Genomic DNA, 18,886 nt, shown 5'->3' on the forward strand with positions numbered 1-18,886 from the left:
CCACTGGTCGTCCCCGGGGTCTCCGCCGCGGGCCGATGTGAGGAGCACACCGTGACCGATGCCTCGATCAAGCCGCGCCGGCTGATCCGGCCGCGCCGCTGGACGCCCCCGGCCGCCACGCCGAACGCGGGCCGCAGCGATCGGACCGCGACGCTGGTCGTGGAGCGGCGGCTGCCCACGGGCGCGCCCGGCCCCGAGGACGTGGCGTTCGACGCCACCGGCGGGGTCCTCACCGGCACGGCCGACGGCAGCATCGAGCGCATCGACCCGGTGACGGGCGAACGTACGGTCATCGGCAACACCGGCGGGCGCCCGCTCGGCCTCGAACCCCGTCCCGACGGCAGTGTGCTGGTCTGCGACCACGACCGGGGACTGCTGCGGCTGTACCCGGACGGCCGGGTCGACACGCTCGCCGACACGGTGGACGGGCAGCGGATCACGTTCGCCAGCAACGTCGCCGAGGCACCGGACGGCTCGATCTGGTTCACCACGTCGACCAGCGAGTGGCACGTCGACCACTACCTCGGGGACATGTTGGAGCATTCCGGCACCGGACGCCTGCTGTGCCGTACGCCGGACGGCGCGGTGCGCACGGTGGAGAGCGGGCTGAAGTTCGCCAACGGGGTGGTGGTCGCGCCGGACGGCTCGCATCTGGTGTTCGCGGAGACGTCCGGCTACCGGATCCGGCGGCACTGGCTGACCGGGCCGGATGCGGGCACTACGGACACCCTCGTGGAGAATCTGCCCGGTTTCCCGGACAACATGAGCCTGGGCAGCGACGGCCTGCTCTGGGTGGCCGTCGCGGCCCCCCGCAACCCGCTGCTCGACCGGCTGCTGCCGCTGCCGGGGTTCCTGCGCACGCTGGTGTGGAACCTGCCCGAGGCGGTCCGCCCGGAGGCCACCCCGGTCGCCTGGGTGATGGCGTTCGACTTCACCGGCCAGGTGGTGCACGACCTGCGCGGCGAGGACTGCGGGTACGGCTTCGTCACATCGGTGGCCGAGCGCGACGGCACGCTGGTGATCGGCAGCCTGTCCGAGGACGCCGTGGCGGTGATCCGTACCCCCGCCGCAGCGATCTGAGCGGCACGAGCCACCCGCGTGTTCCTCGCGGTGTCGCGGGTACCTATCCGGTCATGAACAGCGAGCGTGCGCACACCGAGGCAGAGCGGATACGACACGACATCGGTCAGCAGATCCGCCGTGCCCGACGGTGCTTCAGCCGGCTCGCGGAGACCGCGCAGCACGTGGCGGACGTCGAGCGGCAGGTGGCCGGCACCCACGACGAGCTGGCCGCAAAGCATGGCGACGGCGGCTACCGCAGAACCGCCGAGGAGGCGACCGCGCAGGCGCAGGTGGCACAGCGGGCGGCGATCCGCGCCCGCAGCATGGCCCGCGGCGCGGCGGCGGACGAGTCGGCCACAACGGCGGCGCCACCGAGGTGCCCGCATCCGCGGAACCGGCCAGACCAGCCGTGAAGGTCGGACAACGGAACGGCCGGCACGCTTTGTGCGTGCCGGCCGGGCCGTCAGATGGTGAGGGGGCTGGGGATCAGGTCCAGCCGAACATCTGGGTGTAGTACGGGGTGCCGTTGCTCGCGTAGATCACACCGACCGCGAACGACTTCGCCTGGCAGTTGAGAATGTTCGCCCGGTGCCCCGGGCTGGCCATCCACGCCTTCATCGTCTCCGACGCGGTCCGGTACCCGTACGCCACGTTCTCACTCTGCGGGTACCGGTACCCCGCCGCGTGCGCCCGGTCCACGAACGACGAACCATGCGACCCGATGTGACTCATCCGGTTGGTCTGCGCCTGGTACGCACTGTGCCCCCGCGCCGCCAGCAACAACCGGCTGTCCACCCGGATGGCCTTGCAACCCGCCCGGACCCGGGTGTTGTTCGTGTAGGTCACCAGCTGCGTCTGCAACGTCGAGGTCGACACCGCCGCCGCCGACGCGGGAGCCGCGGACACCGACAGAGCAGCAACCGAGGCCCCGGCACCGGCCAGCAGCACACCGACCGTCGTGACCATCTTGCGCAGCGTCTTGCGACCCATTCCGAATCTCCCCCGCTCCGGCCCGGCCCCTGTCAGCCGGTCACATGAAGAAGATTCGGGGTCGTCCGGAGCGGGCCCGGGTCCGCGACGGTTGCCTACCGGTTGCGACTCATACTTTCGGTTCACCGCCATTGGCCATGGGGGTGCCGCCACCGGTACGGACGTCCGAGCCCGGCCGGGTCGATGCGCAGCAGAATCTCGGTGCCGCACGGCCCGTACTCGACGGGGAGGTTCCTTGATCAGCGATGACCCGGAGGGTCACGGACACCTGCAGACGCTGGCGCGTACCCACGATCCGTCGGACCTGCGAGACCTCCGGCCGGTCGACGAGGATCTCTCGGCACAGGTACCGCACCTGATTCAGGCGTTCTCGTTCAAGCCGATCGGTACGGGCCTGAAACGCACCCAGCCGGGGCGCTGGGCGGCGGAGACGCTCCTGTTCTGCCTGCGCCGCTGCTCCGGGCCGTGGCTGGACGACCTCGCCGAGGCCCTCGGGCACGCCGAACGCGGCACGGACGCCCTCCAGAGCCGATGGGCGTCGTACGTGCTGACCTGCGAAAACTTCCGGCGCGGCGAATGGGCGGCCATCGACGCCCGGTGTGCCGACCCGTCCCCGAATGTCCGTTTGGGCGCGCAGGACGCCCTGCACAGCGGGATCAGTCAGACGTATCACCAGCACAGTCGCAGGACCCGGACGGTGACACCGCCCAGCTTCGACGTGGGACCGGTGATCGCGCCGCTGACGACCGGACTGCGCGACAGCAAGGTCGACGTACGGAAGTCCGCGGCCAGTGCGCTGCGGGATCTGGCGTACTGGCTGCGGGTGGACCCGACGCCGTTCGCGCCGGAACTCGGCAACCTGCTGCGGGACAGGAACACCGAGGTGGTCAAGGACGCCGCGGAGGTCTTCGGGCGGCTGCCGAACGACGGGCAGCACAACGACCTCGCCGCACTCGTCATCGCGCTGCTGGAGCACCCGAACAGCAAGGTCCGGCAACAGGCGATGGCCGCGATCGCGTCCTCCGCGCATCGCGCCGCGCTCTATCTCCCGTACCTTCCGCAGTGGTTCGGCAGCGACGATCAGGCCATCAAACTCGACCTCGGGTTCCTGGTCCGGCGGCTGGCACAGGCCGGTGCCGACATCAGCGCGTCGGTGCCCCTGATCACCGCGGCGATCGGCCGGTACGGCCCGGTGGCCGACAAGGTGTTCAGCGAAACACTGGTCACCTTCGGCGGCACGAGCGCGGACCGGCGCGGCGCAGTCCTCGCCGCGGTGCGGTCCGCGGCGCCCCGCAAGGCCGCCCAGTCGATCGCCAGACAACTGGCGTGACCGGGGGGCAGCAGCGCCGCCACCGCGAGCACGGGCAGGGGCGTCACGGCCGTCCGGCGGCCTCGGCGAGCGTGCTGCCGGGTCGCCGTCGGGCGACCGCGGCGACGACCACCCGGACGCCGCTGCGGATCGCTCCCGCCAGGGCCCACAGCATCGGCACGACGGAGATCGCCAGGGCGGCGAGGCCCTGCCATGCGGCGAGCGTGGTCAGGCCGTCCGCCCGGATCGGTGCCACGCACAGCTCGACCAGGTGGGGCAGGCTGGGCAGCACGAACCAGACCAGATATCCCAGGGCCACCGCGATGCCGGGCACGTACAGCCACAGGTAGCGGCGCGCCCACCGGACCTCGCCCGGGTCGGCGTCGGCGAGCTGGCGCTCGTCGGCCGCGGTGGCGCGGCGCAGACCGCGGCGCAGCAGTGCGCCCTTGGTCGCCCACAGCGTCTTCGCGCCGGTCGCGTTGACCAGCAGCGCGTACACGTCGGTGCGCATGAACACCATGATCTGCGCGATGACCGCGGTGAACTGCAACAGCACGAGCGCGCGCAGCAGACGTACGGCGACCGGGCCGAGCTGGTCCGCCAGCGTGGCTTCCAGCACCAGGGCGACCGCCATGATGACCGCGTCCCACACCATTCCGGCGGCGAGCGGGCCGTACCGGGCGCGCCGCGGCAGGCTCCACAGCCGGGTCAGGTCGGCCTGGAACGTCAGGAAGTAGAGGCGCCGGCTCACGGACAGTCTGCTGCGCAGCCCGTACGCGGCGGTGGCCAGCACGTGCGCCCCCTCGTGGGCGGCCACGGCGGCCATGCCGAGCACGCTGACCGCGAGGATGTTGAGCAGCTGCGTGTGGAACGGGAACCCGTCGCGATAGGACGGTCGCAACTCCGGCACCGCGATCAGCAGTACCGGGCCGGCGAGCGCGAGGACGGCGTACCCGATCCAGGCGGCCCGGCCGAACAGCAGCCCGCCGATGCGCCGTGCCGTCGGCCCGGCGAGCCGGTCGTGGTCCGCATCCCCGGCGAACAGGCCCTCCTCGGCCAGGACGTTGAGGAAGTCCACGACGTCCACGGGTTCGCCCGCGAGGTCGGCGGCGCGGCGTTCACACTCGGTCAGGTCGACGCCGTCCTGCAGCCACCGGATGATCTCGGCGCCCAGTTCGGGCACCTCGACGTACTCGGCGGTGTGTGGGCTGCCCACGACGAAGCCGTCGCCGTCGGGCACGAGGGTGAGCGTCGCGATCTGCGCCGCGGTCGGCAGCGGCGGCGCTTGGAGCGTGTCGACGGTCATCGGGCCTCCCCGGCGCGGGCGCACAGCGGGCACCGCGGGTTGCGCTTCCATTCCGACCGGACGGTCCGCATCCCGTCGGCCAGCTCGACGGTGTGGTAGACCGCGGCGGCGACCGGCGGATCGGTACGGGTCAGATAGCGCCCGGCCTCCAGCGTGACGAACCCGGCGAGCAGCTGCGCGATCGGCCCGGTGGCCCGGTTGACCCGCCCGGCGGGCAGCACCACGGAACGGTCGACGAGTTCGGGCATGGTCTCGCCCTCATCCTCGCGGTCGAGGTCCAGGCACAGCCGGCACGCGCTGACCCCGGGCTCGACCGACCAGTAGAACATCGTCGAGTACTGCAGGCCCGCCGCCACGTACGGCACGCCGAGGTCGAAGCACGCCTCGTTGACGAGCAGGTGCACGTCGTTCGGGGAGTCGATGGCGCAGATGACCAGTGACGCCCCGGCACCGAGGCGGCGCAGGTCGTCCGGACCGGTGATGCGCTCGTCGATCGCCTCGACGACCGTGCTGCCCGGGGAGTACCGGGCGGCCCAGTCCCGGGCGGCGTCCACTTTGCGGCGCCCGATGTCGTCGCGCCCGTACGCGAACTGGCGGGCCAGGTTCTTCTCCTCGACGACGTCGAAGTCGACCAGGCGGACCCGGCCCACGCCGAGGCCGACCAGCGACTGCAGAACGCCGCTGCCCATGCCGCCCGCGCCGAGCAGCAGCACGTCCGCGGCGGCCATGGCACGGTGGTGGTCGACCGCGGACCGGTCGAGGCCGGCGAACAGGTCGTAGAAGCGCAGGTTGCTCTCGTGGCGACGGCGGGTGGCCTCGTCCAGCCCGGCGTCCGCGTCGGCGCGCAGCAGCACGCCGACCTCGTCGAGGGCTTCGACCGCACCGGCCATCTCCGCCTCGGTGACGTCGTAGCCGTGCCCGCGCATGGCCTCGGGCAGTTCGGCGACGGTGTGCTCGCCGCGGGACAGCACCTGCAGCAGCGCGGTGACGCTGCCGTCGGGGTCGTCGAGGTAGGTCGCCTCCAGGGCACGCCCGACGAGGATCACCTCGGAGGGCCGCCGCACCACCGAGATCGGCTTGAGCTGGGGCCGGACCGGCATCGCCATTCTCCTGTTCGGATCGGGAAACGTCACCGGGGGAAGGTCGGACATGAAAAGGACTGGTCGGCATAAAGGGGCCGGCCCGGCGATTGCCGGACCGGCCAAAACATCAACGCTTACGCGGCACCCTGCGGCGGGTCCGGGTCCAGGTGCGGACGGGTGGCCTCGATGCGCTCAACCTTCTTGACCTTGATCTTCACGCGATTCCCCTCGTGTCTTCCGGATCCGGCGGGCGGCGTGCCCGACCGACTCAACGAAGGTATGCACCCGCCAGGGCCCGGGCATTCGCCGATCCGACACATCGCGGTCAGGGATTGGACAAGACGGATGTATCTGATCTATGACTTATACCCATTTCATGGGTATATAGCCACTTACCAGGCCGTTCCGTACGGTTTGCAGGACCGGCTCTTATCGAATGCTTAGTGAAGGAACAGCGGGTGACCCGGCCCCACCGACCGATCATGGAGGTCGGGGCGAGGCGCGTGGCGGAGGAGCGGATGCGGATCCTGGTGGTGGACGACGACGCGGCCGTACGCGACTCGCTGGCCCGTACGCTGCGGTTCGAGGGATATCAGGCCGACACCGCGTGCGACGGCCAGGAAGCGATCGACGCGGTCCGCGCGGCCGAACCCGACGCGATGATCCTCGACGTCAGCATGCCCACCCTCGACGGCCTGCAGGCCTGCCGGCAGCTCCGGGCCTCCGGTGTGCTGCTGCCGGTCCTCATGCTCACCGCACGCGACAGCGTCGGAGACCGCGTGGCCGGGCTCGACGCGGGCGCGGACGACTACCTCGTCAAGCCGTTCGCCCTGCAGGAACTGCTGGCCCGGCTACGCGCGCTGCTGCGCCGCTCCCTGCTCGCGGCACCCGAACCGGCGCCGGAACCCTCCCCGGACGGCTGGCTCACCCACGCCGACCTGCGACTGAACCCGCAGACCCGGGAGGTCACCCGCGGCGCACGAGCGCTGCGGCTGACCCGTACCGAGTTCTCCATCCTGGAGGTGTTCCTGCGCCACCCCCGCCAGGTGCTCACCCGGACCGTGCTGTTCGAGCACGTCTGGGGCTACGACTTCGGCGAGGCGTCCAACAGCATCCACGTGTACCTCGGCTACCTGCGCCGCAAGCTGGAGGCCGACGGCGAGGCCCGGCTGCTGCACACCGTACGCGGAGTGGGTTTCGTCCTGCGCGAGGAGCCGCTGTGACCGCGCGGGGCCGGTTCCGCCGCCCGCTCGCCGCGTGGTGGCGCCGGCGCACCCTGCATGCCCGGCTGTCGCTGCTGGTCACCGGCGCGGTGGCGGTCGCCGTGCTGGCCATGGCGGCGCTGGCCTGGACCGCGGTCACGCAGATCCAGGAGCACCGGCTGCGGGCCGACCTGAGCGCCGACGCCCGCGACATCGCCGCCCGCCCGGATCAGTGGGTTCCGGTCCCGGGCCCGCCCGGGCCGCGCCCGGACGGGCCGCGGCACCGGCTGCGCGAGGCGGGCCCGCGCTGGCAGAGGATCAGCGCCGACGCCACCGTGATCAGCGTGTCCGGCGTCCCGCTGCCGGTCACCCCCGCGGCCCGCCGGGTCGCCGCGGGCGGCCACCAGCCGGCGCAGGAACGGGTCACCGTCGGCGATGACACCTACCTCATGGTCACCGTGCCGGCCGCCGGGGGCGGCGCCGTGCAGGTCGCGATCGACCAGGGCCCCCAGGACCGCACCCGGGCCGTCTTCGGCCTGCTGCTGGCCGCCGGATGCGTCACGGTCATCGCGGGCGCCGCGGCGCTGGGCCGCTCCGTCGCCCGCGCCGGGCTGCTGCCGGTGCAACGGCTCACCGAGGCGGTCGAGGACGTCGCGGTCACCATGGACCTGACCAAACCCGTCGCGGTCAGCGGCGCCGACGAGATCGCCCGGCTGGGCCGCTCCGTCAACACCATGCTGGCCGCGATCGACACGGCCCGGCAGGCGCAGCGCACCCTGGTCGAGGACGCGGGCCACGAGCTGCGTACGCCGCTGACGAGCATCCGCACCAACATCGAGTTGCTGCTGGCGGTCGAACGGCAACCCGACCTCGCCCACCGTCTGCCGCCCGAGGAACGCGCCAAACTGCTGACCGACCTCGACGCCCAGGTCCGCGAGCTGGCCACGCTCACCACCGAGCTGGTCGAGTTGTCCCGCGAGGAAACCACCCGGGAAGCCACCGAAGAGGTCGAGCTGGCCGACGTGGTGACCGCCGCGGTCGGGCGGGTCCGCACCCGCGCGCCGGGCCTGACGTTCAGCACGGACCTCGTACCGGTCACCGTGCGGGGCCGGGCCGGTGAGCTGGAACGCATGGTGCTCAACGTGCTCGACAACGCCGCGAAGTGGAGCCCGCCCGGCGCGCCCGTACACACCGAGCTGCGCGCCGACGGCGAGGACTGGTGCCGGCTGACCGTCACCGACAGCGGCCCCGGCATCGACGAGGACGACCGGCCCCACGTCTTCGACCGCTTCTACCGGGCCACCGCCGCCCGCGCCATGCCCGGCTCCGGGCTGGGCCTGGCGATCGTCGCCCAGACCGCCACCCAGCACGGCGGGACGGTCGCCACGCAAGCACACGAACCGCACGGCACCACCGTCGTCATCCGGCTGCCACGCCTGCCGGATGCGGCTCCTTAGGGAGTTCTTAGAGACAGCCCCTCGCCGTACTTATCCGGCCCGCGCAGGATTGCCATCACCGCCCCTGCGCACCAGGAACGGCGGCACCACGCAGGCGAGCGACCAGGAGAAACAATGAGCGACGAGACCACCCCGGCGGGGGCGACGCCTCCCCCGCCGCAGGACGAGCGCACCAACGCGGAGGCCGCGCCCGCCGCGGCCGAGGCCCCGCCCGCGGAACCGCAGGCCGCGTACGCGCCACCGCCGCAGGCCGCCTACGCCGCCCCGCCCCCGCGCGAAGGAAGCTGGCGGCGCATCCGGCGGACCCGCGTGCCGCTGCTCGTCGCCGGTGGCCTGATGCTGGTCGGCTGCGTCCTCGGGGCCGGCGTGACTGCGGTCGGCGCCCTGGTCGCGGACCACCACCACGGCCACCGGATGCACATGGAGCGGTACGACCGGCAGGACGGCCCGCGGCCCGTCGGGCCGAACTGGGACAGGCAGGACGGCCCTGGCATGGGCGGCCCCGGTATGGGCGGGCAGAACGGCTGGCAGAACCGTCCCCGCTTCAACCAGCAGCAGCCCGCCCCGAACGCACCGAACGCACCCGTCCCTAACGCACCGGTTCCGGGCGCGCCTGCTCCGACCGCCCCATCGGCCCCGGCACCCTCTGCGTCGTCCTGACGCGGCCCGGTCCCGGTAGCCGACACCGGTTGCGAACAGCGAAGGGTGGCTGCCGTTACGGCAGCCACCCTTCGCTTGTTCGGTGAATCGCTACTTGTCGAACTCGCCGTGCTTGACGCCTTCCACGAACGAGCGCCACTCGATCGCCGTGAAGAACAGGACCGGCCCACTCCGGTCCTTGGAGTCACGCACAGCCGTCCCGCCATCGGGCAGGTCCGTGATCTCCACGCAAGCACCGCCGTTGCCGTCGGAGCGGCTCGATTTCCGCCACACCGCGCGGGTCAGGTCTGGGGTATTCATGACCCACTCTCTTCTCTGAACTGATCGGCCACCGTCGTAATCAGGTGCCGAGACTCGACCGGCCCGAGGGCTGCTGCCTTCAGCTCGTCCCACAACCGAGTGTAAACCCGGACATCTGAGGGCCTGTCTAGGTAGGAAGCGTCGGTGTAGTCCTCGACGTAGATCACGTCGGACGCCGCGTCGTGGTCGAAGCGCAGCATGACGAAGGGGAACGAGACCGAGCTGACGTAGGAACGCGCGGAGAACGGAAGGACCTGGATCGTGACGCCGGGTCGCCTGCTGAGCTCCGCCAAGAACGCCAATTGCTCACGCATGGTAGCCGCGTTGCCGACCGTGCGTCGGATCGCGGATTCGCTGAGGACAAAGGACAGCTCCGTGCTGTCCGACTCATCCAGGGCGCTCTGCCGCTGCAGCCGGACCTGCACCTGCCGGTCGATCTCCTCGGAGGGTCCACCATCCAGGATGGCCCGAATATAGGGGCCGGTCTGAAGGATGCCGGGCACGACCTCGGACTGGTACCACCGGATTTCCGAAGCGTCTGACTCCAGGTCCACGTACTGGCGGAACCAGCCTGGCAACGCGTCTCGATAGGTGCTCCACCGGCCGCGCTGACGACCGGCTCTCGCAAGGTCGCGCATGGACTCGGCTTCCTCGCCGGTCACTCCGTAGAAGTCCAGCAAGTGGGCAAGGTCGGTGAGCCGTACGCCGCTCTGGCCCAGCTCGAAACGGCTGATCTTCGATGCGGCGGCGTCGATGATCGCGGCCGCCTCGTCCTGCGTCTTACCGGCCGCTTCACGTGCCCGCTTGAGAGCGTTGCCGAGCCTGCGTCGCTGCACGGTCGGGTTGGCCACCGATCAAACCTCCGCTCGAAACGTGCTGACAAGTATGGAGCGCACCGTGATCGCCGCAGCACGCCGGGCCGCCGTGTCGTCTTTCCAAAGTGGAAGTCCGGATGTAGCGTTGGCGGCGCTCCTAAAATAGGAGTCTACTTCGATCTTGCAACTTGCGTTTCCGAGGGAGCGGAGTGCCTTGGTGATCGTGGCAATGTCGACGGCCCTGCTGATCGGGTTCCTCGCGGGCCTGCTCAGCTTCAAAATCAAGCAGAGGTGGTGTCCGCGTTGCGGCTCACTGACGACCGGCAGCGTTCCGGAGCGTCACCCGTGACCGGCGACGGCCAGGACCTGCCGAAACGCGTACCCCGGGGCAACCTGCCGGCCGAGGCTTCGCGCGTTCCGATCAAGAACGTGGTCGACGACCGGTGGTATCTGGACGATCAGCAGCTCCGGATTCTGCTCAATGGGCTCCGTCGGTGGCGGGTGATGGGCCGGTGACCCCGGAGATCGGAGCCTCGTACGAACTCACCGAGAAGGACTACCGATACGGTTTGGGACCACTGATCGTCCGGATCACCATGGTCATCGGTGAGGTTGCCTACGACAACGAATCGTGGTGGGACGTCGAGGTCACCGCCCGTCCACCACACTCTGTCAGCCCAGCGGGAGCGCGACGGCTGTACATCCGGGCAGAGAGCCTTCGCAAACGAGCACCGTGGTGAGAACCGATCGCGAACAGCGGCCGGTGCACCCCGAAGGCCCCCTGCCCCGCTCGTGGTTGCGTCCACCGGGACGAAGGCAGGGGCCTTCTCGCGGATCAACCTCCGGCGGGTGCCGGTGAGGTCGGCGTTGCGGATCCCGGTCGGCGGCGAAATGCGCCGATGACCACGTCGGTGAGCAGGAACGCGGCCAGGGGAATGCCGAACAGCGGCAGCACCCAGCCGAGCGCGAACACGGCCGGGACGCCCACGACGATGCCCCAGGCGGGCAGGCCGATCCAGGCGCCGCGCGCCGGCGGGGCGCCCACCACGGCGCGGCGGTCGGCCCGGGTGGGGCGGCGCTGCCACCACATGCGGTAGCCCCAGACGATGACGCAGATCAGGCCGATGGCCAGCGCGGCGAGCAGGAGCTGGTTGACGATGCCGAACAGGGTTCCCATGTGGGCGTTGATGCCCCACCGGGTCAGCTTGGCCAGCAGCGGCCAGTCGGCGAAGTCCACGCGGTCGACGACCTTGCCGGCGGCGGCGTCGACGGCGACGCTGTCCCGGCCGACCGGCCACAGGTTGCGGGTCTGGGTGACCGTCCACGCGGTGGCGGCGTCCGCGGGCACGCCGATTTCCACGGGACCGCTCACACCGTTCTGGCGTGCGGTGGCCATCACGGTGTCGATGACCGCCGGGTCGACGGTGGTTTCGGGCGCGGCGGTCGCGCCACCGCCGTGGTGCCCACCGGCCGCCGCGGCGGGGGCGCCGGTCAGGGCGGTGGACACCGAGGGGGTGCCGGACCGCAGCGAGTCGAGTGCGGCGGCGAAGTTCGCGCCCGCGTATCGGGACCAGGTCATGCCGGTGGCGGACAGGATGAGCAGGCCCAGGGTGAGCCAGAGCCCGGTCGCGGCGTGCCAGCTGCGGGTGCGCCGCACGCCCTTGCTCGCGGAAAGCTCCGGGGCCAGCAGCCGCCGGGCGGTGCGGGCACCGCGGTGGCGGCGCCACCACAGGACCACCCCGCCGAGCGTGATGACCCACAACCAGCTCGCGGCGAACTCCGAGTAGTGCCGGCCCGCCGCACCGAGGTGCAGGTTGCGGTGCAGGTCGTCGAACCAGGTCTTCAGCGGGGTGGTGGCCCACCAGGTGGTCATCTGCCCGGTCACGGCACCGGTGTACGGGTTGAGGTACACGGTCCGCTGGTGTTCCTCGTCGAGTTCCGGCGAGGTGAAATCGACCTGGGTGGTGGCGTCCCCCGCGCCCGGCCGGACCGCGGTGACCGTGCCCGCCGGGTATGCGGCGCGGGCCGCGGCGACCTGCTGGGCCAGTGGCACCACGTGCCCGCCCGGGTCGGCGACGGTCAGCTCGTCGGCGTAGACGAGCTTCTCCAACTGCGGCGTGAACGTGTAGGCCAGTCCGGTTAGCGCCGCGACCAGCAGGAACGGCGCGACCAGGATCCCGGCGTAGAAGTGCAGCCGCAGCAGCAGCGCCCCGAACGGCGAGGTCCGCGCGGCGCTCGGCCGGGTGCGGGTCGGCGTGGGGTCGGGCTCGGTGACATCGGGGGCGAGTGTCATCAGCAGGTCCTCATGTCGGCAGCGCGCCCTGTGGCGCCGTAGGGGGTGATCGCGTCGGTAGTCGTTCGGCGGGGCCCCGGCAGTTCCTGCGAGTTTCGGGAATTACCTGAGGGAACCTTGCGCTGCCGGGCGGCGACTACCCCCGATGGCGGTCAGACCTTTCGCAAAGGCGCAGTTCCGGAACCAGTGACGCCCGGAACCGGTTCCGATTCTCCCGGCATCGGTGTTACGGCTGCTGGGCAGACGTCCATCGTGGATTTGGTTCATGGATCGAGGACGCACCGTGCGTCCACTACGGACGATGCAACATTGCTGAAACATTGACGTCACTTATGACGATCAGTTAGCTTCGTGAGAGAGCGCTCTCACAGCATCCCGATCCCCACCCTTTCCTCCCCCTCCCCCATCTCCAGCGGGTCAGAGCCACTGGTCCGTCGCCTGACACCGCCGCGAACCATCCCCCGACTCAGGACCGCCGCCCGCGTGGCCGGTGGTCCTTTCGTTACCTGGAGAACCCGATGACAGCTCAGGGAATCCGCGCTGGGCTGGCGGGGGTGACCACCGTGCTCGTCCTGACCGGTGCCGCACTCATCGCCGCCGCTCCCCCCGCCCTCGCCGCACCGACCGCCGGGTACACCACCGACAAGGTCGGCCCGCTGCCCACCGGCTGCGGCGACCTGTCCACCAGGCCCCGCCAGTTCCTCACCGCGCATGCCCCGGCCGGGGCGCTGCCGACCAACGACTGGTGGTCCTCGCTCGTCTTCAAACGCACCGAATGCGCATACAGCGAGCCGCTGCACGCGCATCCGATCTCCTTCGACACCTACCGCGACGGGCTGGGCTTCTCCGGCAACGACACCGCCGCCATCTCCGGCACGGCCACCGGGGTCGGCGAGTTCCACTACCCGTACGTGCAGGACATCCGCGTCGGCGTGGCCGGGCTCGCCGCGCCCGTGGTCACGGTCGACGACTGGAGTGATTGGACGGTCACGCCGTACTGGAGCGACGGCACCCACACCCTGCGCGCGACCATCGGCAAGGGCCTGCCGTTCGCGTACTTCCAGGCCGGCGGCGGCGATGCGGTCGTGACCGCGACCGGCACCCCGACGGTCTGGTTGCGCGACGGGGCCACGATCGGCTTCACCGCCAACGGGCACGACTATGTTGCGTACGCCCCCACGGGCGCGTCGTGGACCGTCAGCGGCGCGACGCTGACGTCGTCGCTGGCCGGTCGCGGCTACTTCTCGGTGGCGCTGCTGCCGAGGACGGACGCGGCCGGGCGCACCGCGCTGGCGCAGCAGTTCGGCCAGTACGCCCACGCGCACGTGACCGGCACGCGCGTCGACTACCGGTACGCCCCGGCCACCGGCACGGTCACCACCACGTACTCGTTCACCACGCAGGCCCGCGAGGGCACCGCCACGGGCACCGTGGTCGGGCTGTATCCGCACCAGTGGAAGTACCTGACCGGGGCCACGCCCCTGGCCCCGACGTACCAGACCGCGCGGGGCACGATGAAGCTGCTGGCCGGGGTGAGCTCGTTCCGCACCACGATGACGTTCCACGGTGTGCTGCCCGAGCTGCCCGCGATCGGCGACGGCGCGGGCGCGGACCTCGCGACGCTGTCCGGCTATCTGGCGGCCGACCGGGCCGACCCGAAGGCCCAGCAGGGCGACGATACGTACTGGACCGGCAAGGGCCTGGGCCGGGCGGCCCGGATCGCCGAGATCGCCGACCTGGTCGCCGACACCGAGACGCGCGACCGGGCGCTCGCGGCGATCAAGGCGACGCTGACGGACTGGTTCACCGCTACCCCCGGCAAGGCGGCCCGGGTCTTCGCGTACAACGGGGACTGGGGTGCACTCATCGGCTACCCGGCGTCGTACGGTTCGGATTCCGAGCTCAACGACCACAGTTTCCACTACGGCTACTACGTGACCGCGGCGGCGACGCTGGCCCGCTTCGACCCGGCCTGGGCGCACACCGCGCCGTACGCGGACATGGTCGACATGCTGATCCGGGACGCGAACAACTACGACCGCACGGACACCCGCTTCCCGTTCCTGCGCGACTTCGACATCTACGAGGGGCACGACTGGGCGTCGGGGCACGGGTCGTTCGGTGCGGGCAACGACGAGGAGTCGTCGTCGGAGGGGATGAACTTCGCCGCCGCGATGATCCTGTGGGGTCAGGCCACCGGCAGCACGGCCATCCGCGATGCGGGCGTTTTCCTCTACACCACCCAGGCCGCGGCGGTCGACGAGTACTGGTTCGATGTGGACGGTGACAACTTCCCGGCCGCGTTCGGGCACAGCGGGGTCGGCATGGTGTGGGGCGACGGCGGGGCGTACTCGACGTGGTTCAGTGCGGAGCCGGAGATGATCAACGGCATCAACCGGCTGCCGATCACCGCGGGACACCTCTACCTCGGCGACAACCCCGCATACGTACGGTCGGCGTACGCCGAGATGGTGCGCAACAACGGCGGCGACCCGACGGCGTGGCAGGACGTGCTCTGGTCCTACCAGGCGCTCGGTGACCCGGCGGCGGCCCTGGCGAACCTGCGCGCCCACCCCGGGTACACCACGGAGGAGGGCGAGAGCCGCGGGCACACGTTCCACTGGATCCGCAACCTGGCCGCGCTGGGCGCCGTGGACAACTCCGTGCACGCGGACCACCCGCTCGCGGCCGTGTTCACCGCGGACGGCGCCCGCACGTACGTGGCGGCGAACACCGGCGACCGGGCGATCACGGTGACGTTCTCGGACGGCAAGAGCGTGGCCGTCCCGGCGGGGCGGACGGTCGCCGCAGGCGCCCACGCGTGGAGCGGCGGCAGCGGCGCGGCCCAGCCCACGGATCCGACGCCGTCCGACTCCGGCTCGCCGACGCCCACCGACCCGACGCCCACCCCGACCGGCACCGGCTCGCCCGATCCCACGCCGTCCGTCCCCGCTTCACCGGCGCTGTACCTGGTCACGGGCGGCCTGTCCGCCGCGGCCGGGGAGCGGGGCACCGCGACCGTGGCCGCGGCGTCCGGCAACCACGACGGCGCCCCGGCGGGCGCCCAGGTCTACCGGGCCACCGGCGTCGACCTGGCGTACCAGGGCGGGAGCGCCACGTTCGACCTGTTCCTCGACGCGGGCCAGGCCGTGGGCAACGGGGTGCAGGCCCGGATCTCCTACGACCTGACCGGGGACGGGACCGTGGACCGCACCGAGACGTACCGGTACTTCGCCACCGACCCGCTGCCCGGCTACGAGCACTACACGCCGGCCGCGGGGCTGCTCGCGTCGACCGGGGCCGCCGGGGACCTGCACCACGGCACGGTGACCGTCGAGGTGTGGAGCGCGATCGGCAGTCAGCCGACCACGCTCGGGCTGGGCGACCAGTCCCGGATCACACTGCCGTACGCGTGAGCCGTGGGGTGGGGGTGCGGCAGGAGGCGGGCCGCACCCCCACCGGGTCACTGGCCGCGGAACGTGTCGTGTGTCTCGTAGCGTCCGGACGCCGGGATGAGCATGGCGCGGTTCTCGCCCGGTTCCCAGGTGACTGCGCCGTCCGGGTCGCGGATCACGTACTTGTACTCGACCGGGGTGCCGGCGGGCAGGCCCGCGCCGCCGGACCAGACCGGGTAGCCGCCCGCCGCCAGCGGCACGCCGCGCGCCGGGTCCCAGCCTCCGAGTTCCGGCAGGTTGCCGACGACGGACACGGTCTGGCCCGGGACGGTCCGGGTGGTCACACGGAACGACGTGGGGACGCGTCCGGCGGGCGGGTGGAACGTCACGCCGCCGCCGTCGGTCACCACGCCGGGGGTGTCCACCGCGTACGCCAGCGCGTCCGTGCCGCCGGGGTTCTCCAGGCCGATCGTCGCGTACGTGCCGGTGGCCCAGGCGCCCTGCAGGTTCGCGTACCGGTAGGTGACCTCGCCGGTGCGGTGCAGGATGGCGCTGATCGACAGCCGCTGCTGCGGGTCGCCGAAGAAGCGCACGTTGCGCCACTCCACCACGAACGTGTCCGCGTCGGCCGCGGTCCACACGGTCGCGTCGCCGTCGACGTACAGGTCGTCCCAGAACGGGTACAGCGCGTCGTTGGGGTCGGCCGCGCTGGGCAGCGCGGTGTTGGCGAATGCGGGCGCGGGCCCGTCGAAGGCGATCACCCCGTTGGTGCTGACGAACGCGGACGTGTGCTCCACGCCGTACAGCGGGAACGGGAACGGGAACGTGACCTGCGCGGTGACGTCGTCGCCGGTGAGGTCGAGCCGGGTGTCCCCGGCCCGGTACGGCTCGGTGGCCGGGCCGCACGTGTGGCCGTACGCGTCGGTGGTCGCGTCGAGCGGGACCTCCAGGGTCGCGTCGCCGGTGAGGGTCAGGGCCCGGGTCGCGGGGGCGGTGCATCCGCCGATCGGGCGCACGGTGAGCCGGTAGGTGCCCAGCGGCGCGGCGATCCGGTAGTGCCCGTCGGCGCCGGTGGTCACGGACACCGGCGTACCGGCCAGAGCTACGGTCGCCCCGGGCACCGGCGTACCGGCCGCGGTCACCGTACCGGTGAGCACCGCGGACGCGCTCGTGGTCAGCGCCGCGTCGAGCCGGCCGGCGGCGTCGTTCTCGACGCGCAGGTCCGCCTCGGACGGGTCGTACCCGAACGCGGTGATCCGCACGTGGTACGCCCCCGCGACCAGCCGGGCGAACCGGTAGCCGCCGTCCGCGCCGGTCGTGGCGCTGCGCGCGGCCGGGCCGCTGACCTGCACCGTGGCGCCGCCCAGCGGGGCACCGCCCGCGGTGACCGTCCCGGTGAGACTGCCGGACGGGCTGAGCGCCAGCGTCACCGCGGCGGCCGCGTCCAGGCGGCCCTGCCCGAAGACGTTGTTGTCGCCGGGGAGGCCACCGCACGACCGGTCGTCGGTGTCGATCGCCGCGGTGTCCAGCACCTCACGGGTGGCGGCGATGTCGCGGCGCAGGGCCGGGGCCGCCGACCAGAGCAGCGCCACGGTCGCCGCGGTGTGCGGGGAGGCCATCGAGGTGCCGCTGTAGACCGCGTACCCGCCGGGGACGCTGGAGCGCACGTCGACCCCGGGCGCGGCGATGTTCGGCTTCACCAGCCCGTCCTGGCCGGTGCCGCGGCTCGAGAACGACGCGATCGCGTCGCCGGCGTCGAGCGCTCCGGACGCGTACGTGTCGGTGTAGGAGCCGGGGGTGTTGGCGGTGCCGCATCCCGGGCCGCTGTTGCCCGCGGAGAACGCGGGGAAGATCCCCGCGGCGGTCCAGGCACGCACGACGTCGGAGTACCAGGGGTCGAAGCCGGAGGCGCCGCCCCACGAGTTGTTCACCACGTCCGGGGCGAGGTCGGGGCGGGGGTTGTTGCCCGCCCGGTCGGTGGGCGCCACGATCCATTGCCCGGCGGCGAGCAGCGAGGCCACCGAGCAGGAGCTGCTTTCGCAGCCCTTGGCGGCGATCCAGGTGGCGCCGGGAGCGACGCCGATCGCGGTGTCGCCGTCGCGGCCCACCATCGTGCCCATGGTGTGTGTGCCGTGCCCGACGTTGTCGCACGGGGTCTGGCCGGGGCAGATGTGCGCCGGGTCGTACCAGCTGTAGTCGTGGTCGTACGTGCCGTCGGCGCGGCGGCCCCGGTACGCGGCGGCCAGCGCCGGGTGGTCGTACTGGACGCCGGTGTCGACGTTGGCGACGACGATGCCCTCGCCGTGGTCGTGGCTGTCGTTCCAGACCCGGGGCGCACCGATCCGGTCGATGTTCCACTCCGTGCCCTGCACCGTGGCGTGGGCGCTGCCCTTGGTCAGCGCGGGCAGGCGGACCGGGTCGTCCGGGAGCACGGCCTTGACCTCGGGCCGGGCCGCCACGGCACGCAGCAGTGCGGCGCCGCCGGTGACCCGGATCGTGTCCGAGATCCAGTAGGTGGTGAACCGGGCGCCGTGGCGGGTCAGCAGCGCGCGTAGTCCGGCCTGATGGCGGGCGGTGGCCGCGGTGGCGGCCCGGTACGCCGCCCCGGCCTTCGCGCGGCCGGTGGCCCGGCGGGCGGCGCTGAGGTCGGGGGTCGCGCGCAGCATGATCCAGAACGTAGTGTCGCCGTGCGCCGCTGCGGCGCGTACCCGTGCGGAGATCGCGGCCGGGGCCTCGCCCGGGGTGGCGGCGCGGGCGGCCGTGGCGGGTGGTGCCAGTGCGGTCAGGGTGGCCACCACGGCCAGGGCGGCGATCCACCGGCGCCGGATCGGCCTGTCGTTCGTCACCTGGGTCGTCCTTCCCCGAAGACGGCTCCGCGGGACGGGAGCCGGTGGCGACGCTATCGACGTACGCGAATGGGCTGCAACTTCTTGCAGATGTTGCAGCGTGCTTTCGGCGTCGTGACGCGGTGATTTCCCGGCCACGCGCGCCGCAGGCCAGCCCGCCCGGGCGGGA

Annotated in this window: 15 protein-coding genes; 8 read left to right on the plus strand and 7 right to left on the minus strand. The window is 72.0% G+C overall.

Annotation, left to right across the window (positions count from 1 at the left end):
* Positions 1–51 precede the first annotated feature (51 nt).
* Both ACMCNK_RS13170 and ACMCNK_RS13175 read left to right on the plus strand, forming a co-directional pair.
* On the plus strand, positions 52–1,080 hold the full coding sequence (locus ACMCNK_RS13170; protein WP_412736696.1) for an SMP-30/gluconolactonase/LRE family protein: 1,029 nt from the start codon (positions 52–54) through the stop codon (positions 1,078–1,080).
* A 53-nt stretch (positions 1,081–1,133) separates the two neighbouring features.
* Entirely contained in the window at positions 1,134–1,475 is a 342-nt protein-coding gene (locus tag ACMCNK_RS13175; RefSeq protein WP_412736697.1) for a hypothetical protein, read from the plus strand.
* 73 nt (positions 1,476–1,548) lie between these two features.
* Here the strand turns inward: ACMCNK_RS13175 and ACMCNK_RS13180 are convergent, their stop codons facing one another.
* Positions 1,549–2,052 (minus strand): CAP domain-containing protein, encoded by a 504-nt coding sequence (locus ACMCNK_RS13180; RefSeq protein WP_412736698.1) that lies wholly within the window; start codon positions 2,050–2,052, stop codon positions 1,549–1,551.
* 235 nt (positions 2,053–2,287) lie between these two features.
* On the opposite strand from ACMCNK_RS13180, the gene ACMCNK_RS13185 reads away from it, so the two are divergent.
* The gene (locus ACMCNK_RS13185) at positions 2,288–3,382 is read left to right on the plus strand and encodes a HEAT repeat domain-containing protein (protein WP_412736699.1); all 1,095 of its coding nucleotides are present in this window, start codon (positions 2,288–2,290) and stop codon (positions 3,380–3,382) included.
* A 43-nt stretch (positions 3,383–3,425) separates the two neighbouring features.
* Here ACMCNK_RS13185 and ACMCNK_RS13190 read toward each other — a convergent pair whose 3' ends face one another.
* Both ACMCNK_RS13190 and ACMCNK_RS13195 read right to left on the minus strand, forming a co-directional pair.
* On the minus strand, positions 3,426–4,667 hold the full coding sequence (locus ACMCNK_RS13190; protein ID WP_412736700.1) for a hypothetical protein: 1,242 nt from the start codon (positions 4,665–4,667) through the stop codon (positions 3,426–3,428).
* Positions 4,664–5,767, minus strand: a complete 1,104-nt coding sequence (locus tag ACMCNK_RS13195; RefSeq protein ID WP_412736701.1) for a HesA/MoeB/ThiF family protein — start codon at positions 5,765–5,767, stop codon at positions 4,664–4,666. The genes ACMCNK_RS13190 and ACMCNK_RS13195 overlap by 4 nt, the downstream gene beginning before the upstream one ends.
* 500 nt (positions 5,768–6,267) lie before the next feature.
* Between ACMCNK_RS13195 and ACMCNK_RS13200 the strand changes: the two genes are divergently transcribed.
* The 3 genes from ACMCNK_RS13200 to ACMCNK_RS13210 all read left to right on the plus strand — a co-directional run bounded on the left by ACMCNK_RS13200 (position 6,268) and on the right by ACMCNK_RS13210 (position 9,068).
* Entirely contained in the window at positions 6,268–6,972 is a 705-nt protein-coding gene (locus ACMCNK_RS13200) for a response regulator transcription factor (protein WP_412740835.1), read from the plus strand.
* Positions 6,969–8,408, plus strand: coding sequence for an ATP-binding protein (locus ACMCNK_RS13205; RefSeq protein WP_412736702.1), 1,440 nt, complete (start codon positions 6,969–6,971; stop codon positions 8,406–8,408). Before ACMCNK_RS13200 ends, ACMCNK_RS13205 begins: the two co-directional genes overlap by 4 nt.
* A 114-nt stretch (positions 8,409–8,522) precedes the next feature.
* On the plus strand, positions 8,523–9,068 hold the full coding sequence (locus ACMCNK_RS13210; protein WP_412736703.1) for a hypothetical protein: 546 nt from the start codon (positions 8,523–8,525) through the stop codon (positions 9,066–9,068).
* Between the two features lie 90 nt (positions 9,069–9,158).
* Here the strand turns inward: ACMCNK_RS13210 and ACMCNK_RS13215 are convergent, their stop codons facing one another.
* Positions 9,159–9,368: a DUF397 domain-containing protein gene (locus tag ACMCNK_RS13215; RefSeq protein WP_412736704.1), complete on the minus strand. Its 210-nt coding sequence runs from the start codon at positions 9,366–9,368 to the stop codon at positions 9,159–9,161.
* Complete coding sequence (locus ACMCNK_RS13220) at positions 9,365–10,219, minus strand: helix-turn-helix domain-containing protein (protein ID WP_412736705.1); 855 nt, start codon at positions 10,217–10,219, stop codon at positions 9,365–9,367. The genes ACMCNK_RS13215 and ACMCNK_RS13220 overlap by 4 nt, the downstream gene beginning before the upstream one ends.
* Before the next feature lie 258 nt (positions 10,220–10,477).
* Here ACMCNK_RS13220 and ACMCNK_RS13225 point away from each other — a divergent pair, with 258 nt between their 5' ends.
* Complete coding sequence (locus ACMCNK_RS13225) at positions 10,478–10,699, plus strand: hypothetical protein (protein ID WP_412736706.1); 222 nt, start codon at positions 10,478–10,480, stop codon at positions 10,697–10,699.
* Between the two features lie 319 nt (positions 10,700–11,018).
* On the opposite strand, the gene ACMCNK_RS13230 is transcribed toward ACMCNK_RS13225, so the two are convergent.
* Entirely contained in the window at positions 11,019–12,476 is a 1,458-nt protein-coding gene (locus ACMCNK_RS13230) for a PepSY-associated TM helix domain-containing protein (protein ID WP_412736707.1), read from the minus strand.
* Positions 12,477–12,994: 518 nt separating this feature from the next.
* Between ACMCNK_RS13230 and ACMCNK_RS13235 the strand changes: the two genes are divergently transcribed.
* The gene (locus ACMCNK_RS13235) at positions 12,995–15,892 is read left to right on the plus strand and encodes a glycosyl hydrolase (RefSeq protein WP_412736708.1); all 2,898 of its coding nucleotides are present in this window, start codon (positions 12,995–12,997) and stop codon (positions 15,890–15,892) included.
* A gap of 47 nt (positions 15,893–15,939) precedes the next feature.
* On the opposite strand, the gene ACMCNK_RS13240 is transcribed toward ACMCNK_RS13235, so the two are convergent.
* Complete coding sequence (locus ACMCNK_RS13240) at positions 15,940–18,717, minus strand: S8 family serine peptidase (protein WP_412736709.1); 2,778 nt, start codon at positions 18,715–18,717, stop codon at positions 15,940–15,942.
* Positions 18,718–18,886 lie beyond the last annotated feature (169 nt).

It is taken from the genome of Krasilnikovia sp. MM14-A1259 (genome assembly GCF_047159535.1).
Taxonomy (GTDB): domain Bacteria; phylum Actinomycetota; class Actinomycetes; order Mycobacteriales; family Micromonosporaceae; genus Actinoplanes.